This is a genomic window from Arenibacter aquaticus, from assembly GCF_003957295.1.
Taxonomy (GTDB): Bacteria; Bacteroidota; Bacteroidia; order Flavobacteriales; family Flavobacteriaceae; genus Arenibacter; species Arenibacter aquaticus.
The window spans coordinates 23398-40034 of record NZ_RQPJ01000001.1; the positions used below are offsets into that span (position 1 = coordinate 23398).

Here is a 16637-nt window from a genome sequence, read left to right on the forward strand (position 1 = left end):
TTTGTTAAAAAATATACAAATAAATTTCAACAGTTCAAAGGATCCAAAATATCAATTACACTCCTAAATGCGGGCATCCAAATACCTTATCACGGCTGTTTTACTACAACCTCTCCGCAAAACACTTAAGTAACAAGGGATTACCAACTTCCTTATAAAAACGGACCCCAAAATACTTAAAAAAAATGTTACTTGTCCCACTTCAAGGAAGTATTTCCCGAGAAAATATACTTCACCGCATAGGCCCCAACAAAAGCGCCAGCACTATTGGCCAAAAAATCCAATATATCAGGTTCCCTGTGGGCCGTGGCAACACCTTGTAATACCTCAATAACCATACCATAAATCACAGCGGTCAGTATCGAAACAAAAACCGCCCTTTTAAGGGTTGTTTTTTTAGATTTTAACTCCCTATACCCCAAGCAGCCCAAAAAGGTAAATACAAAATAAAAGGTAAAGTGCACCGCCTTATCCACATGTGGAATATCTACAGACGGCAGACTATCTCCTTTAAACGAAAATAAGCTGAGCAGTGTAATGAACACCGTCCAGCTTATAAACAATATTGTAAAAAGGTAATTTTTAAGCACCAACCAGCTCTTTGTAGTCAGCATCGTTGAGCAAGCTATCCAATTCCGAGGAATCGCCAATCTTAATTTTTATAATCCACCCTTCACCATAAGGGTCTGTGTTTACTTTTTCCGGTTCATCCTCAAGAGATTCATTAAAGGCAACTATTTCACCGCTTAAAGGAAGAAACAGATCGGAAACGGTCTTAACAGCCTCCACGGTTCCAAAAACCTCATCCTTGTCCAAGGTTTCATCCAAGGTTTCAACTTCCACATAGACAATATCACCCAATTCGCCCTGTGCAAAATCAGTGATGCCCACTATGGCGGTATCCCCTTCAACTTTAACCCACTCGTGGTCTTTGGTGTATTTTAAATCTGCAGGTATATTCATTATTTTTCTTTATTAAGCAAGCAAATGTATAAGATTATCTCTTGTAAATCAAAAATCTCATTTAAACTTTTTACTAACCAGCTAACTTTTTTTTCGGCTATGACATGACCTGTATACCCCCCGCCTTAATTTCCAAAGTTGTACCGCAAGGTAAAACCTGTATTGATAGAAGTCTGCGGAAATGCTGTGGAAACGGCAAATTTGGAAAAGGAATGGTCGTAAAAGAACAGGGCATTAAGACTCTTGCTCAGAGCGTAATCGGCCACAAATTTCATGGAGATCAAATTTTGTCCAGAGGTTATTTGATTGTTATCAATGTCCAGATTACGAATAATAGTTATATTGTCCCTTAGGGTTACATCCGCTTTTAGATTCAAATCGCCTTTTAAACGTTGCTTCTGCCCTCCAATATTGGTGACAAACTTTACGTCCTTAAATCTATACCCCAGACCTACCGTATATTCCTTGCCGTTGATCTCTGTTAACAAACTATTGTCAAAACTCAAGGACAACGCCCTATCTGTTCGTATCTCCGCCAATACACTCAAGGAGTTTTTCATTTCAAAATCTACTTTGACCAGCGGATTAAATTGGTCTGTAAGCACCACATTGTTCATAATGTTTACTGGCAGAAAATCATCATTTTCGGTATTTATTGGCTCTCTACCCTCGTTTTCCAATTGGGTCCGTGTTAAGTTTGTCTGAAAAGAGTTGATACTATAGGCTGATCTATAACCATGGCTAACGGAGAAACGTTTAAATTTTTTCTTAAACCAAGGGTTCCTCATTAAACCGGTATACTTAATGTTCCAATTGGGAATAGGAACATCCCTAAAGGCGTCCAAGCTTACTTTATTGGGGTCTTGTCCCGTATACGCAGCAAAAAATGCGGGAAGCAGCACATCCTGACTGGTTTTTCCATAGCGTTCCGGGAATCCATCGTCATCCACCTCACCTGTATCGTGGTTTCTTTCGGCTACGATCCTATTGGCAATAGTAATCCTATTTTGTTTGAAGGTTTCAAAACTGGAAGAATCAAATTCGTCACTTCTACCAAAGGCCGTGCCTATCATTAAAGTAGAAATACTAAAGTTGCCATAATTGTTGCCTAGGAGATTCACATAATCAAATACGTCGTTCCCCATATCGGACACATTAAAATTCTCTTGATAGCTCTCGGAATATTGTCTATCCGCCACTAAATCTATAGTAAGGTCTCGGGTAGGCTGGGCCGTGGCCGTAATATTCAACTGCTTATTGGTATTCTCTATGTACTGCTGATTAAATTCCGGGAAGGTGGTCAACCAACCGTTCCTTGCCGCCTCAAAGCGTACATCGGCCTGACTACCAAATACAAAGCCTATGGTTGGCTTTGCCGTACCAATAAACCCAACAGATCTGGTATAGCCCGGCAACACCTTACCACTATTCTGGCTATAGGTAACATTAATTCGCTTTACCATTGTAAGCACATCTATAAATGCATTGATCCCAGCCGAAGCTCCTTTGCTTGCCGCATTGCCCGCTTCCCGGGAAGAAGGATTACCGCCCTTATCCAAACGAGCAGGTCTCCTGTTGGTTGTTTTGGCATCCTTTCTGCCCAAACCAAGAAAGTCATAGAACCTCTGCATGGTCAAGGAAGTTGTTAAATTGTGGGTATTGGCATTCTGAACCGTATTGATATCCTCTCCGGCCACCTCGTTTAAGGCATCCCCACCTCTTTGCCAGTCAAAATTACTGGTATAGGTGTACTGGGCATTGATAAAATCCAAGGCCGGTATCTTATTAAACGGCAACTCATAATTTAACTGCATTTCTTGGGAATGCCTATTGGGCTCACCCAGATCAAAAAATCCGTCCCAAAGACCTAGGGCTTGGTTTATATCCGAATCCGAATTCCCTTCTTCTTCAAAATAGTTCCTGACTATATTGTTGTTGGAGGCCGTTAGGCTTAAGCGCAATGACTTGGTTAAACTGTAATTAATTGCATATTGCCAATTAAACAGGTAATTTCTTTGTTGCAAAAATGGCAGATCCAATTTCTCCACACCCGGCTCAAAAACATCCCTAAACTTTTGTTGGTTAAAAGAACGGTTAATATTGGATTGCAGGGAAATACTGGCCGGCAATACATTTAAATTCAAATCCTTTAACCACTTTAAATACTTGCCGGTAAAAAGGGAATCTTTTTTGGCAAAGGGTTCCAGGGTGGCCGGTTTAAAGTTGTGGTTGTACACAAAGCCGGTCACCACATTCTGCTCCTTTAGTTCGTCTATTTCAAAATCCCTATGGTCAACTTCGTTATAAGAATAGTTAAAGGTAAAGTTCTCTATGTCATAGAAATTGGCGTCGGCCTCCTCGCTCCTATCCTTTCTTACCCCAATAAAGTTTACACTGGTCCTTTTGGTATAGTCTTCTGCCTGTTGCTTAATGGCCTCGGCATCCTCTGCTGTTTCCGCTGCCGCAATACGATCTTCCAATTTTAGGTCTTCATATACGGGATCAAATTCCGGAGTAATCATCTGTTCGGAAATACCATAGTTGAACGGCAACTGCAAGCCCCATTTTTCCGGAAACAACTGTCCAATATTCACATTGGTTACCACATCATAGGAAACGGCATCTTCCCTGGCCCGTTCATTGGGCATCTGATCTATGGCCCCAAAGCCAGAAGTACTTTTACTACCGGTAGCCGAAACATTGGCAAAATCTGCCATATTCATATCCATGGCCGCGATGGCTGCCCATCCTCCATTGTTATCCAATCCTGAAAGTCGTAATTCATTAAACCATACCTCGCCCCTCGCAGGAAGGTTATCATCATTTTTAACCCCTACCATCATACTGCGTATACTACCAAGGGATGGATTACCGCGAATTCCGATACGTATTTTACCTAAGGTCCGTGGGTCAAACTCATTTACCTGCACCACTTCCCCATTGTCTATTTCATAATAATTAACCGTGCTCAGGGTTTGGGCTGAAATTCCTGCCGATTTAACCTTGGACAAATCATCCAAGGAAATATCCAACTCGTTTACATCTGGCCAAATTTCGCTTTCCGAACTTGTCCCATAAGGAGTAAACTGTAGGGGCAACTCTATTTGATAATAGTTTTGTGAGAAATCTGAACCTATCCTTATAAAGCCCACCAATGGGGTTTCTCCGTCAGCATAATCCGATTCCACAATCTCCTCGGCATGCATAAACATTTTTAGGCTTTTATACTGCCGTACATCAATGTTCAAATTCTTGAACACCCCTCTAGCATCCCTGGGTTCCAAATTTTCCACAACAAAGGACAAGGATTGTTCATTTTGACGAATAATGGTATTGTTATTATTCAACCTTTCGCGTTCTACCCCTGGAGGCAGCACATAAGGAATTGGGGTTCTGGCAGCATTTTCTTCTATATTTACTGCATTCACATCCACCAAGGTACCATCATCCGATGGATCAGAATCCACATCGGGTTCCAAAGAATTGGTATAAGTACGCCAATCACCACGCACCAGGTCCAAGGTTGCAAAACGTAGCACCACATTACTAGAGAACCCTGTAAGGTACATCCTCATAAAACTAATGGACCTAAAATCGCTTATACCTCCTATGGCATCGGTAAAATCACTTAGGGGTATCTTGTACTGAATCCAACGTTCGTTCAAGGTGTTTCCGTTAGGCAGGGATCTTGTTACCCCTTCCTTGATATCCGTAACGTATTTATCGTTAATGGTAGTCCCAGGCTTTATCCGTATACGGTATTCATAGTAGCTATTTACCGTATTCATGGTTCCGTCCCTGTCTATATCCTCCACATCTGGCAGGGTGGTAGACCCCCTGTTGCTGTCGCTCACTTCTACGGGGGAGTTACCATCCGGGTTATTGTAATTTAAATAACGTTCCAGAATACTCCCCTCCTTATTCAGGAAATATTCATAATTGTCCAATGCAGGATCCTCGGCCGGACCGTTATAGGTAATTCCTCCCTCAAAAGTATAAGTAGCTTCATCTGCATCGGTAAGGCCGTCAAAACCTATATCCTGCACTCCCCTGTTGTTTTGGTCAGCATCAAAGGCATAAACCAAGGATTGGGTAGCGGGCACTTTACCCCAGCCAGTTTTATAGGTAAGATCACTGGAAATAGGATCTACCGGCAAGCCGTTTTCATATTGCTTCCTACCGTCGGGCAATATATCTTCAGAGATATTCCCTAGGTTGATTACCAGATCCCCTGGACTGGTAGACACTCCATCCACATAGGGATCCAACACCCAGAATTGAACGTATTCTACATTGGACTGTTCAAAATCGGTACTGCTCAAAGATCGCATAATCCCAGCCCATTTATCCTGTGGCTGCTCGCTCACAAAATCGGGATTGGCATTGTAAGGTCCTTTCATATCCGGATAATAGGCTATATCCAAGGTGTTTTGTGCCAATGTCTGCCCTTGTGCCACATCTTGGTTAAAAACATCCTGTATATATATCCTTCTGGTTTCATTGGTAGAAATATCATCATCGCTCAAGGATGTTGGCCGTTGATTGGAATAAAATATGGGATCTACCGTATACCAGGCCATTTTTGCCCTTCCAAATCCAGATTCCACATTATTGATATCGGTAACAAATTCCACTGGCGGACTGGCCATGGACCAACCTAGGAACGACCGTATATCAATGAGTGACTGAGCCCCCTCAAAATCGTCCAAATAAGTAGTTGTCTCTCCCTCAAAATCGGCATTACTTGGTGAACCCGGTATTAAATAGGCTACTTCTCCCCTTACCGATAAATTGGATGGAACATCGGTATCTATATTGGGCAGCTTGTTCACTAAGCGCGTAAGAAAGGGTACTTCGGTAGAGAAATTACTATTTAAACCAAAGATGGTATTGTTTACAGGTTCTATTCCGTAATTGGATTTCTGGGTCAAGGGTTTTTCGTTGAGATTCAACAAAGTACCTCCCAGCACAAAATTCTCATTGAACTGATGTTCTACATTTACCCCTGTAAACCGTCTTGTTTGCTGCCCAAAGACCGCATTGTTTTCTACAGATATATTGATAGGGGTATTGGAAGCTTCCAAACTGGGGTCCAAAATTTGCACCGTACCAGCCTGATAGTTCACCGTGTAGTCTATTCCTTCCTGCAATTGGCGACCTCCAGCGGTAACCCTTACCGATCCTTGGGGTACATTAAAGGCCCCAATAGGGATCCCATTGGTTCCCTGGGATTTGTACGATCCCTTTAAAATAAATTTATTTTTGTCCGCATCCTGTTGGGCCGCTGCCGTAGGCAAGGCGTACATATTTCTAAAAACATACTTCTGTTGATTGGCGTTATAACCTTGATCGTCATCCACATCATAGGTACCACCACCTAAGAGATCAAATAGATATTCACCAAAAGGCTCTACCTTGGTGAAAATTATGCTTCCCGTTTGGGAGTCGATAGTTATACCTTCCACAAAATCGAAAAATCCATCTCCGCCACTCTGAAGGTCGTTATATGCATTTAGCCTATCCAAATTAAACACATCTAGCAGAATCCTATCTTCCAAGGGCTCCGGGGTGGTGGGCCAGCCAGACCCTGCTCCGGATTCTACCGGAGTAATATAGTTTCTGGGAGTGGTCTCGGCATATAAAATATTTAGTTTGAAATCTTCCTGACTTAATTGATAAGCACCGGTAGCATAAATATTTTTCATCATCAAATCCCATATAGGATCTACAACATTGGTGATATTACTTTTTAACAGTTTAAGTATAAGGGTGTTGTTGTTCACGGGAATTTCGGCCCCGGCCGATACGGTAGTGGCATCCAAGCCTCCATTGGCAAATTCCCCAACCTGATATACCTCTCCGTTAAAAGTATATTGAAAAGCCACCCCAAGTACCTCATCATTACTTAGCCTTTGATTCAGGGAGATATACCCCAATTGGGTATTATAGCTATAATCCCGACCTTCCTCCAGCTTTCTGGCGTTTTCCAAAATGGCGTAATCAAAGCCTTGGTTCACAGTATAACCCGGAATATTAAAACCGCTTTGTACCGTAGCAATATCCCGTACATTGTCATTGAGCACCCCTCCGGCCCCAATTAACAAGGGGTCGTAGTCATTGGCACTGTTTCTAGGCAAATTACCCGCCGATGAAGGATTAAAAAAGCCGGCAGGATCTCCATTGTTTTCACCTATACGGGTTCTATCCTGTCTTACCTCACCCAAATCCTGGATGGCTACTACGTTTCTAACATTCAGTGTTTGCTGGCTTCTATTGGTAACCCACACTTCCAATCTGGTAATTTGCACCTGACTCCTAATGTAGGGGTAGCTTTCCAAGGCGGCATCATAATTGTCCCTAAAATAATGGGCCAGGAAAAAGTGTTTATCCTCATCGTAGTCTTGTGCCCTGAGCTCAAAATCGTTCACCGTTCCTCCGCCTTGAGCCACCACGGTATTATTCTGAGACCGTTGCTCGGAGAACACGGCGGTCACCGTAGTTTTCCCAAACTGCAGTTGTGTTTTTATCCCAAAGAGACTTTGGGCACCGGTAATCAAAGAACTGTTTAGTGGCATACTCACATTTCCCACTTCAATTTTCTGAAGAATATCATCCTCAGAAGGGGTATAATCCAATTTCACCAAATTCTGAAAATCGAAGGTCGCCTCTGTATCGTAGTTGGCAGTAACCTGTAGGCGTTCACCTATTTTACCCAACATACTGAGGCTAATTCTCTGGTCAAAATCAAAGGAAAGGTTGGTACGGTTTCTTGGGGACAGGGAAGGATTGTCATTTTTTTGCCAGATTACCCCTAAATCCATAGCCACGGAACCTTGTGGAATGACCTCAATGGTATTGCCTCCAAATACGCTTTCAAAGAAGCTGTTGTCTACATAAAAATTGGGGAGCAGATTTTTTCGGGCTTCCTCACTTCCTTGCTTTTTACCGATAAATGCATCTATTTTCTCCTTAAAATAGCTTTTCATCCCCTCTTTGCGCACCAGTTCATAATATTGTTCCGGTGTTAGAATGATAGGGTAATCAATATCAAAATCACCAACACTAACCGTATATACATACCTGTCCATATTAGGGTCATAGGTATATTTGGAAACAATACTATCAGGGTTTTCCATCACCAATTTCCCCAATGCAACCCCGGTTTTCACGGAATCCAATTCCTGCTCATTAGTCTGCTGTCCTTCTGTATCCTGGGCCAAGGAAGTATTGGTTGCACCCAAAAAAACAAAGAATAGAACGGTAAGCTTAAATAATGATTTAAGATAAAATTTTGCCCCTTTTTTCAAACTTGCTATAAATTTTTAAGCGCAAATTTAATAATGTCCTCTACGCTTAGTCCAGGGTCTTGGCCAACAATTTTGTCCACAACTTTTTCAGCTTGTTTGCGGACAAATCCAAGAACCTCTAATGCAGATAACGCTTCATCTTTATTTGTATTGTTCGATTGGACGGAAAGTTCATCAATATCGTAAACTTTCAAAACTTTATCTTTTAAATCTAGAATAACACGCTGTGCCGTTTTGGCTCCTATACCTTTGATTCCTTGAATGGTGGGCACATCACCGCTGGCAATGGCGTCCCTAACCTGGGCAGGGGAAAGGGAAGACAACATTGTCCTTGCCGTACTGGAACCTATTCCGGAAACAGACAATAGCAGTCTGAATATTTCCCGTTCCGATTTTTCGGCAAATCCAAAAAGGGTATGGGAATCTTCCTTTACCTGCAGATGTGTAAATAATTGTATATTTTCCGAATCACCAATCTTAGCAAATGTATTTAAGGAAATATTGACAAAATACCCCACTCCCGCGCATTCTATAATAATATGGGTTGGATTTTTTTCAACGAGTTTTCCTCTTAGATGGGTAATCATTCTATATTACAGATTTCTGGTTAATGGTTTTGGCTATTTGTTGTTCTACAAGTCTACCTATGGACCTATTTTTTAGACTTCGCCAATTTTCGTTTTTCCCTTTCCTGGGCATCAATGACTGCAACTGCGGTCATATTCACCATTTCATCTACGCTTGCCCCAAGTTGTAATATATGCACAGATCGCCTAAGCCCCACCATAATTGGTCCGATGGAATCGGCCTGATTCAACTCTTTAAGCAACTTATAGGTGATATTGGCCGCTTCAAGATTAGGAAAAATTAGGGTATTTACCTTTTTACCTGCCAATTTAGAAAAGGGAAATTTCCCTTGATGTAAGTCTTTGTTGAGGGCAAAATCAATTTGCAATTCCCCATCCACTACCAAATCCGGTTTAGTAGCGTGCAGAATTTTCACCGCTTCCCTCACTTTGGTAGCATGCCCATGTGAGGAAGAACCAAAGTTGGCATAAGACAATAGGGCCATAACGGGACTAAAGCCAAAAGTAGCTGCCACGTTGGCCGTCATTTTGGCGATCTCGGCAATTTCCTCTGCGTTAGGATCTATATTTATGGAGGTATCTGCCAAAAACAGGGGACCTCTATCTGTAATCATAATATTTACCGTGGATACTTTTTTAACGTTTGACGCTCTTCCTATTACCTCAAAAACAGGCTTCACCACTGTAGGATAGGCTCTGGAATAGCCAGAGATCATACCATCGGCATCCCCTTCCAGTACCATCATAGCCGCAAAATAATTGCGCTCCTTCATTTTGGCCCTGGCACCAAACAAAGTAACTCCGCTACGCTGTCTATTTTCAAAATATCTATTGGCGTAGTGATTTCTTTTTTCGTTGGTTTCATCGGCATGGGAATCTATCACCATAATATCGGCATCAAATTCCAACTCCTCCATCAATTCGGAAATTACCGCCTTATTCCCCAAAAGAATAGGAATTGCTATCCCTTCCTCATAGGCAATCTGGGCCGCTTTGAGCACATCTAAATGATCGGCCTCGGCATACACAATCTTCTTGGGGTTCATTCTTGCCCTATCATGGAGTAGACGAACAATCTTGTTGTCGTTTCCAGAGCGCTGAAGCAGTTCTTCACGGTATTTATCCCAGTCTTCTATGGGCATTTTGGCCACGCCACTTTCCATGGCCGCCTTGGCTACAGCAGGTGGAATTTCGGCAATAAGTCTAGGATCAAATGGTTTCGGAATTATATAATCCTTGCCAAAGGCCAACCTAGTCTGCCCGTATGCAATATTTACCTGTTCCGGTACCGGCTCCTTGGTAAGTTCTGCCAAGGCTACAACAGCGGCCATTTTCATGGCCTCATTTATTTTGGTTGCCCTTACATCAAGAGCACCCCTGAAAATAAAGGGAAATCCAAGAACATTGTTCACCTGGTTAGGATGATCGGACCTTCCGGTGGCCATGATGATATCCTTTCTGGTTTTAATGGCCAAATTATAATCTATTTCCGGATTGGGGTTGGCCATGGCAAAAACAATAGGGTCCTTGGCCATGGACAGCAACATTTCCGGAGAAACAATATCGGCTATAGAAAGACCAATAAACACATCGGCATCTTTCATAGCTTCTTCCAAGGTGTTTATTTTTCTATCGGTAGCAAACTCCAGCTTCTCAGCAGACAAATTATCGCGATCGCTACGGATTACCCCTTTGCTATCCAGCATTACTATATTCTTATCACTGGCCCCGAACGCCTTGTAGAGTCGCGTACAGGATACAGCGGCCGCACCGGCTCCACTGACAACAATACGGACATCCTCAATTTTTTTCTCGGTGATGATCAAGGCATTTAACAGGGCGGCCGCAGAAATAATGGCCGTTCCATGCTGATCATCGTGCATAACCGGTATATCCAACTCCTCTTTTAAGCGCCTTTCTATTTCAAAGGCTTCCGGAGCTTTTATATCCTCAAGGTTTATCCCTCCAAATGTGGGGGCAATAGTCTTTACAGTTTCTATAAATTTATCAACATCGTTGGTATCCAGCTCTATATCCAAACCGTCAATATCAGCAAATATCTTGAACAATAGACACTTCCCTTCCATCACTGGCTTGGAAGCTTCCGGACCAATATCTCCCAAGCCCAATACTGCGGTCCCGTTAGAGATAACCGCTACTATATTTCCCTTGGAAGTATATTTATATACATTGTCCTTATCTTTCGCAATTTCCAAACAGGGCTCGGCAACTCCTGGCGAATATGCCAGTCCCAAATCCCTTTGAGTAGCATAAGGCTTGGTTGGAACTATTTTTATTTTTCCCGGTTGGGGCTTGGCATGGTACACCAAGGCCTCACGTCTGGTCTTTTGCTTGCTCATCTTCTATAGTTTAAAAAAACAAAGTTAACAGTATTCTTTAAAATAATAGGATTAAAAAAAGGAAACTCCACAGATTTAAACCAGATAAAAAAACCAGTTTACCCCTACCCTTTCCTGGTAGTTTAGGGAATTACAAAAATACCCCTACCAACAAAGCGGTGATTACCAAAAGGATAATGGCCAAGATCCTATAATTCCTGTACCAAGGACTCTCTCTAAGTTCTTCGGTTTCCTGTGCAAACAATTTTTTCCTGTAGGTATACTCCGCTACCTTTTGTTGATCCGGAGGGCTACTGCCCAAACTTACCAGAACATGAACAAGGATACTTATTACAAATAACAGGTTGGCCTTGGCCAGGAAGTGAATCCCATTTAAGTAGGGAACAATATCATAGGTCATGGACAATATCATAAATATGGCAAAGGCGCCACCTGCCAATAGGCTTACAAAAGCCCCGGTACCGTTGGCCCTTTTCCAGAACAGCCCCAACAAAAAGACCGATACAACAGGTGGACTGGTAAAGGCTATGACCAATTGTAGATAACCCCAGAGCGAATCGCTTACCCTTTCTATAAACGGCACCCATGCCGACGCCAGTACTACTAGGACCAAAGTGGAAATCTGCCCTGCCCGTACCAATTGCCGACTTGTCATTTGGGGTCTTATCTGTTTTATAAAATCCATGGTAATCAGCGTGGAGGCCGAATTAAAAGTTGCGGACACCGAGGACATCATGGCCGCCATAAGACCAGCCACTACCAATCCCAAAATACCAGTTGGCAATAAATTGAACAGTAATACCGGGTAAGTAAGGTTGGGACAATCTGCCAAACGGGCACATATACTTCCATTTGGGAGCAGGTAGTTAAGTGTTGAGATATCCAAGGTATTGTACAGCAACATGGCCAATACCCCTGGTACGATCATAATAAAGATTACCGGAAGTTTTAATAGTCCGGCAAAAAGCGCTCCCCACCTACCATGGTCCAGATTCTTGGCACCCAAAACCCTTTGTACCATAAATTGATTGTTGGCCCAAAAATAAAACCCCAATAACGGAACCCCCGTTAGCAGGCCCCACCAGGGCATAAATTCGTCATTATTGGGCCGCAAAAGACTAAATACCTCTTGGGAATTGCCGGGAATATACTTCCCCTCCAGTGCCCTATCTCCAAAACTCACCTCCCCAGAGGCCAACATGGAATCCAAACCTTTCATCATGGCATTCCATCCGCCCCCTAATTCGGTAAAGGCAAAATAGGTTAGCAGACAGGAACCTATAACGAGTAAAATTGCCTGGATCACCTCGGTCTGAATAACCGAATTTAACCCTCCCGGAATAGTATAGGCCGCAGCGGCCACTGCCAGCATAATGATAATCATTGTTGAGCTAATATCAGGGAACAATAATTTAAGTACTATACTCCCAACGTACAGCGCAGCGGCCGTATCTACCATTACGTTGCCTATGATAGTGATAAAGGAAAAATAATAGCGGGAACGCCTGTCATAGCGCCTTTCTATAAATTCCGGCATGGTGTACACCCCGGAACGCAGATAAAATGGCAAGAAAAAAATGGCAAAGAAAATTAACACCACTACTGCGAACCATTCATAGTTATATACATTGATATTGGTCTGAAAGGCATCCGAAGCCAAACCAACCAAAGTGGAGCTAGAGATGTTTGCCGAAAAAAGAGCTATGCCAACTATTGGCCATGTCATGGTCCTCCCGCCCAAAAAGTAATCCTCTGATGAATCTCTTTTAGACTTTGATATGCCATACCATATAATTCCGAAGAGATAGACCAGGATTACCAGAATATCCAAGGTGCCCAAGGTGTTCATAAAAAAATATTAAACAGTATATGTTACACTACGATCGGGGGAAACTATCAGGGTTAAAAAATTAATTCCAATACAACAACTAATGTAAGATTTTTAATCGTTGGTCATTAAACTTAAAAAGAAAAAATGCCCTATTGGAGTAAAAAACAACACCAACTTAACACCGGCCAATAGGAGCAAATAATTAAAACGTATTTCGCTACAATGCTTGGGACCTCTATTTTAGGAATTCAATATTTCTTTTTAGACCGGAAAACTTGGTTCGTTTTACTGCGGACTTCTGGAAGACTTTTTTAAAAACATCCTCGGTAATTTCTTCCCAGTCCTTCTTGGTCATGGACAAAAGTTCTGGATGGGGATTAAAAAGGGGTTCATTATGTGGCTTGGAAAAACGATTCCATGGGCACACATCTTGGCAAACGTCACAACCAAACATCCAGTCGTCCATTTTGCCTTGGAATTCCGAGGGAATTTCATTTTTTAATTCGATGGTAAGGTAGGAGATACATTTACTGCCATCCACAACGTAGGGTTCTACTATGGCCTGGGTGGGGCAGGCATCCAAACAGGCCGTACAGGTTCCGCAATGGTCCGTTACCGGATGGTCATACTCCAGTTCCAAATCCACGATCAATTCGGCTATAAAATAAAATGACCCCTGTTTTTGGGTCAATAAATTACTGTGCTTCCCTATCCACCCTAGTCCGCTTTTGGCTGCCCAAGCCTTGTCCAACACCGGAGCCGAATCTACAAAGGCCCGTCCGTTGACCTCTCCAATTTCTTGGGTTATAAACTGCTGAAGTAACTTTAACTTTGATTTTATGACATGATGATAATCATGCCCATAGGCGTATTTAGAGAGTTTGTAACTTTCTGTCTCTTGTTGTTGTTCGGGATAATAATTGAGTAGGACGGAAATAACGGATTTTGCATCATCTACCAACAATCTGGGATCCAAACGCTTGTCAAAATAGTTTGCCATATATCCCATTTCCCCATTCATGTTCTTATTGAGCCATTTTTCCAAACGGGGCGCCTCTTCCTCCAAAAAATTAGCTTGGGAGATGCCACATGACAAAAAACCTAGGCGTTTTGCTTCTGCCTTAATAAGTTGGGTATGTTCCGCTACTCGCTTCAAAATATATTATCGTTCTTTAAATTGTAAAGGTACACACTTTGGCTTAAGGGAAATTAGCGGATTTACCTCTATTGTTTTTAACGAGGTGTATATTTTGTATTTCCTAACAATTTCTGCCAGCGCGATAATCATTTCATACATAGCAAAATTATTGCCAACGCACATACGGGGGCCAGCGCCAAAAGGATAATAGTACTCGGCGTAATCCTTTCTGTCCAAAGTACTAAAACGGTCGGGAAGAAATTCTGCCGGTCTTTCCCAAAAATTAGGGTGCCTGTGCAATTCATACATAGACATCAATACCATGGTTCCCTTGGGAAGCGACAGCTCATGAAAGGTATCATCTTGGGTAGCAATCCTATCTATTACATAAACCGGCGGGTACAACCTCATTGATTCTTCCAAGCATTGCCTAACCAAATGCAGCTTCATAAGTTTTTGCATTAGATCAGCTCCTGACTGCTCCAGATCCACCCCAACAACCTCTTCATATAACTGCTCCTGAATTTCCGGATGTTGCGCAAGTAAGAGCAAGGTAAAACTAAGGGCATTGGCGGTTGTTTCATGGCCAGCAGTAAACAGAATCAACAATTCATCTATAAGTTGCCTGTCGGGCATTGAGGACCCATCTTCATAGCGCGCTTCCAGAAGCATATTCAAAAGATCACCCCCTTTACCACCAGAGCCCCTTCTTTCCTCTATTATCTGCAATAGCAATCCCCTAGCCTTAGCCGCCATGTTCAAATGCCTATCAATACTCCCATTGAGTTGGTACCACCACCTTAAATATGGCTGCCTCATCTCTTTGATCAACATCTGCTGGTTAGCTTCCGTGATCTGTTGTAATTCTTCCATTCCCGCTCCTATATTGGAGCTACTAAAGAGAGACTTTGCTACCACTTGAAAAGCAAGATCCCCCAAAAGCGAAAAAAAATCTTTTTCCTTATTGGGTTCAATACGTGCCAATTCGGTTAAAATAGTCCTGCGCACCACCTCCATTAAAGTTTGGAGTTCCTTCTTGTGAAAAGCCGGCTGCACCATTCTCCTGTGCTTACGCCAGTGCTCCCCATTGGAGGTCAATAGCCCATGACCTATATATTTTGCCAAGTCTACCGTCTGCAAGGGTGACTTCTGATATATTCTATGTTGCTTTTGTAAAATGTGCTTAATTAAGCTTGGATTCCGGGTAAAAAGTATTGTCTCCTTGGTAGACAGTTCTACCTTAAAGAAATCGCCATGCAACTCAAAATTTTCATGGTGAAAGGGCAGCGGGTTTTTAAGAATTCTCCTGGCATTCCTGAGCACCTGAAACCTAGACACCAATTTTAAATTGTTCATGCTTATGAAGTCAATACTGTTCGGGAAACACTCTAGCTGCTAGAGGGATGGGCAGTTAAAAAAGCCCCCCTTGTATGTTCCCTTTTATTCTTCCCAGGTGTTTATAGGCCAATTCCGTAACCTCCCGGCCCCTAGGGGTTCTCATTATAAACCCTTGTTGTATTAAAAAGGGCTCATACACTTCCTCTATGGTCTCGGCGCTTTCGGATACGGCGGTAGCCAAAGTAGTAATCCCTACGGGACCACCTTTAAACTTATCTATAATGGTCGTCAAAATCTTATTATCCATTTCGTCCAGTCCATGGGCATCCACATTCAATGCCTTTAGGCCAAACCTAGAAATTTCCAAATCAATATTCCCATTCCCCTTTATCTGGGCAAAATCCCGAACACGTCTTAACAGGGCGTTACAGATCCTAGGGGTTCCCCTACTCCTACCGGCTATTTCAATGGCCGCTTCCTGGGAGATGGGCGTCTTCAGGATTTCTGCACTTCGTTCCACAATGGTAGATAGCAACTCGGTAGAATAATATTGCAACCTGCTCTGTATCCCAAATCGCGCCCGCATTGGGGCCGTTAGCAGACCGGAACGGGTGGTAGCCCCAATTAAAGTAAAGGGATTAAGGTTTATTTGTACAGATCGGGCATTGGGACCCGATTCTATCATAATATCTATTTTATAGTCTTCCATTGCGGAGTAGAGGTACTCCTCCACTATAGGGCTAAGCCTATGGATCTCATCAATAAATAGTACGTCCCGCTCATCCAAATTGGTCAGGAGCCCCGCTAAATCACCGGGTTTATCCAATACGGGACCTGAAGTCATTTTAATACCCACCCCCAATTCATTGGCCAATATATGCGCCAAGGTAGTCTTCCCTAGTCCGGGAGGCCCGTGGAAAAGCGTATGGTCCAAGGCCTCACCCCTTAAATTGGCCGCCTGTACAAATATCTTTAGGTTTTCCAGCACTTGTTCCTGCCCTGTAAAATCATCAAAAGAAATGGGCCGTAAAGCCCTTTCTATTTCAAATTCTTCATTGGAAAAATTACTCGCCGTGGGATCTAGGTTCTCGTTCATACACCAACAAAGATAAT

Annotated in this window: 9 protein-coding genes; all 9 read right to left on the reverse strand. The window is 42.6% G+C overall.

Annotation, left to right across the window (positions count from 1 at the left end; all coding sequences use genetic code 11):
* Nucleotides 1-188: 188 nt before the first annotated feature.
* Nucleotides 189-545 (reverse strand): VanZ family protein, encoded by a 357-nt coding sequence (locus tag EHW67_RS00130; protein ID WP_158285044.1) that lies wholly within the window; start codon nt 543-545, stop codon nt 189-191.
* A 37-nt stretch (nt 546-582) separates the two neighbouring features.
* Entirely contained in the window at nt 583-963 is a 381-nt protein-coding gene (gene gcvH / locus EHW67_RS00135; RefSeq protein ID WP_126160320.1) for a glycine cleavage system protein GcvH, read from the reverse strand.
* A 125-nt stretch (nt 964-1088) separates the two neighbouring features.
* A complete protein-coding gene (sov, locus tag EHW67_RS00140; protein WP_126160321.1) occupies nt 1089-8270 on the reverse strand; it encodes a T9SS outer membrane translocon Sov/SprA in 7182 nt (2393 codons plus the stop codon).
* 5 nt (nt 8271-8275) lie between these two features.
* A complete protein-coding gene (gene ruvA / locus EHW67_RS00145; protein ID WP_126160322.1) occupies nt 8276-8857 on the reverse strand; it encodes a Holliday junction branch migration protein RuvA in 582 nt (193 codons plus the stop codon).
* Between the two features lie 65 nt (nt 8858-8922).
* Entirely contained in the window at nt 8923-11217 is a 2295-nt protein-coding gene (locus EHW67_RS00150; protein ID WP_126160323.1) for an NADP-dependent malic enzyme, read from the reverse strand.
* A 130-nt stretch (nt 11218-11347) separates the two neighbouring features.
* Entirely contained in the window at nt 11348-13066 is a 1719-nt protein-coding gene (locus tag EHW67_RS00155; RefSeq protein WP_126160324.1) for a sodium:solute symporter, read from the reverse strand.
* 217 nt (nt 13067-13283) lie between these two features.
* Nucleotides 13284-14204, reverse strand: coding sequence for a tRNA epoxyqueuosine(34) reductase QueG (gene queG / locus EHW67_RS00160; RefSeq protein ID WP_394343572.1), 921 nt, complete (start codon nt 14202-14204; stop codon nt 13284-13286).
* A 6-nt stretch (nt 14205-14210) separates the two neighbouring features.
* Nucleotides 14211-15542: a cytochrome P450 gene (locus tag EHW67_RS00165; RefSeq protein ID WP_126160326.1), complete on the reverse strand. Its 1332-nt coding sequence runs from the start codon at nt 15540-15542 to the stop codon at nt 14211-14213.
* 55 nt (nt 15543-15597) lie between these two features.
* Entirely contained in the window at nt 15598-16620 is a 1023-nt protein-coding gene (gene ruvB, locus EHW67_RS00170) for a Holliday junction branch migration DNA helicase RuvB (protein WP_126160327.1), read from the reverse strand.
* Between the last annotated feature and the right edge of the window lie 17 nt (nt 16621-16637).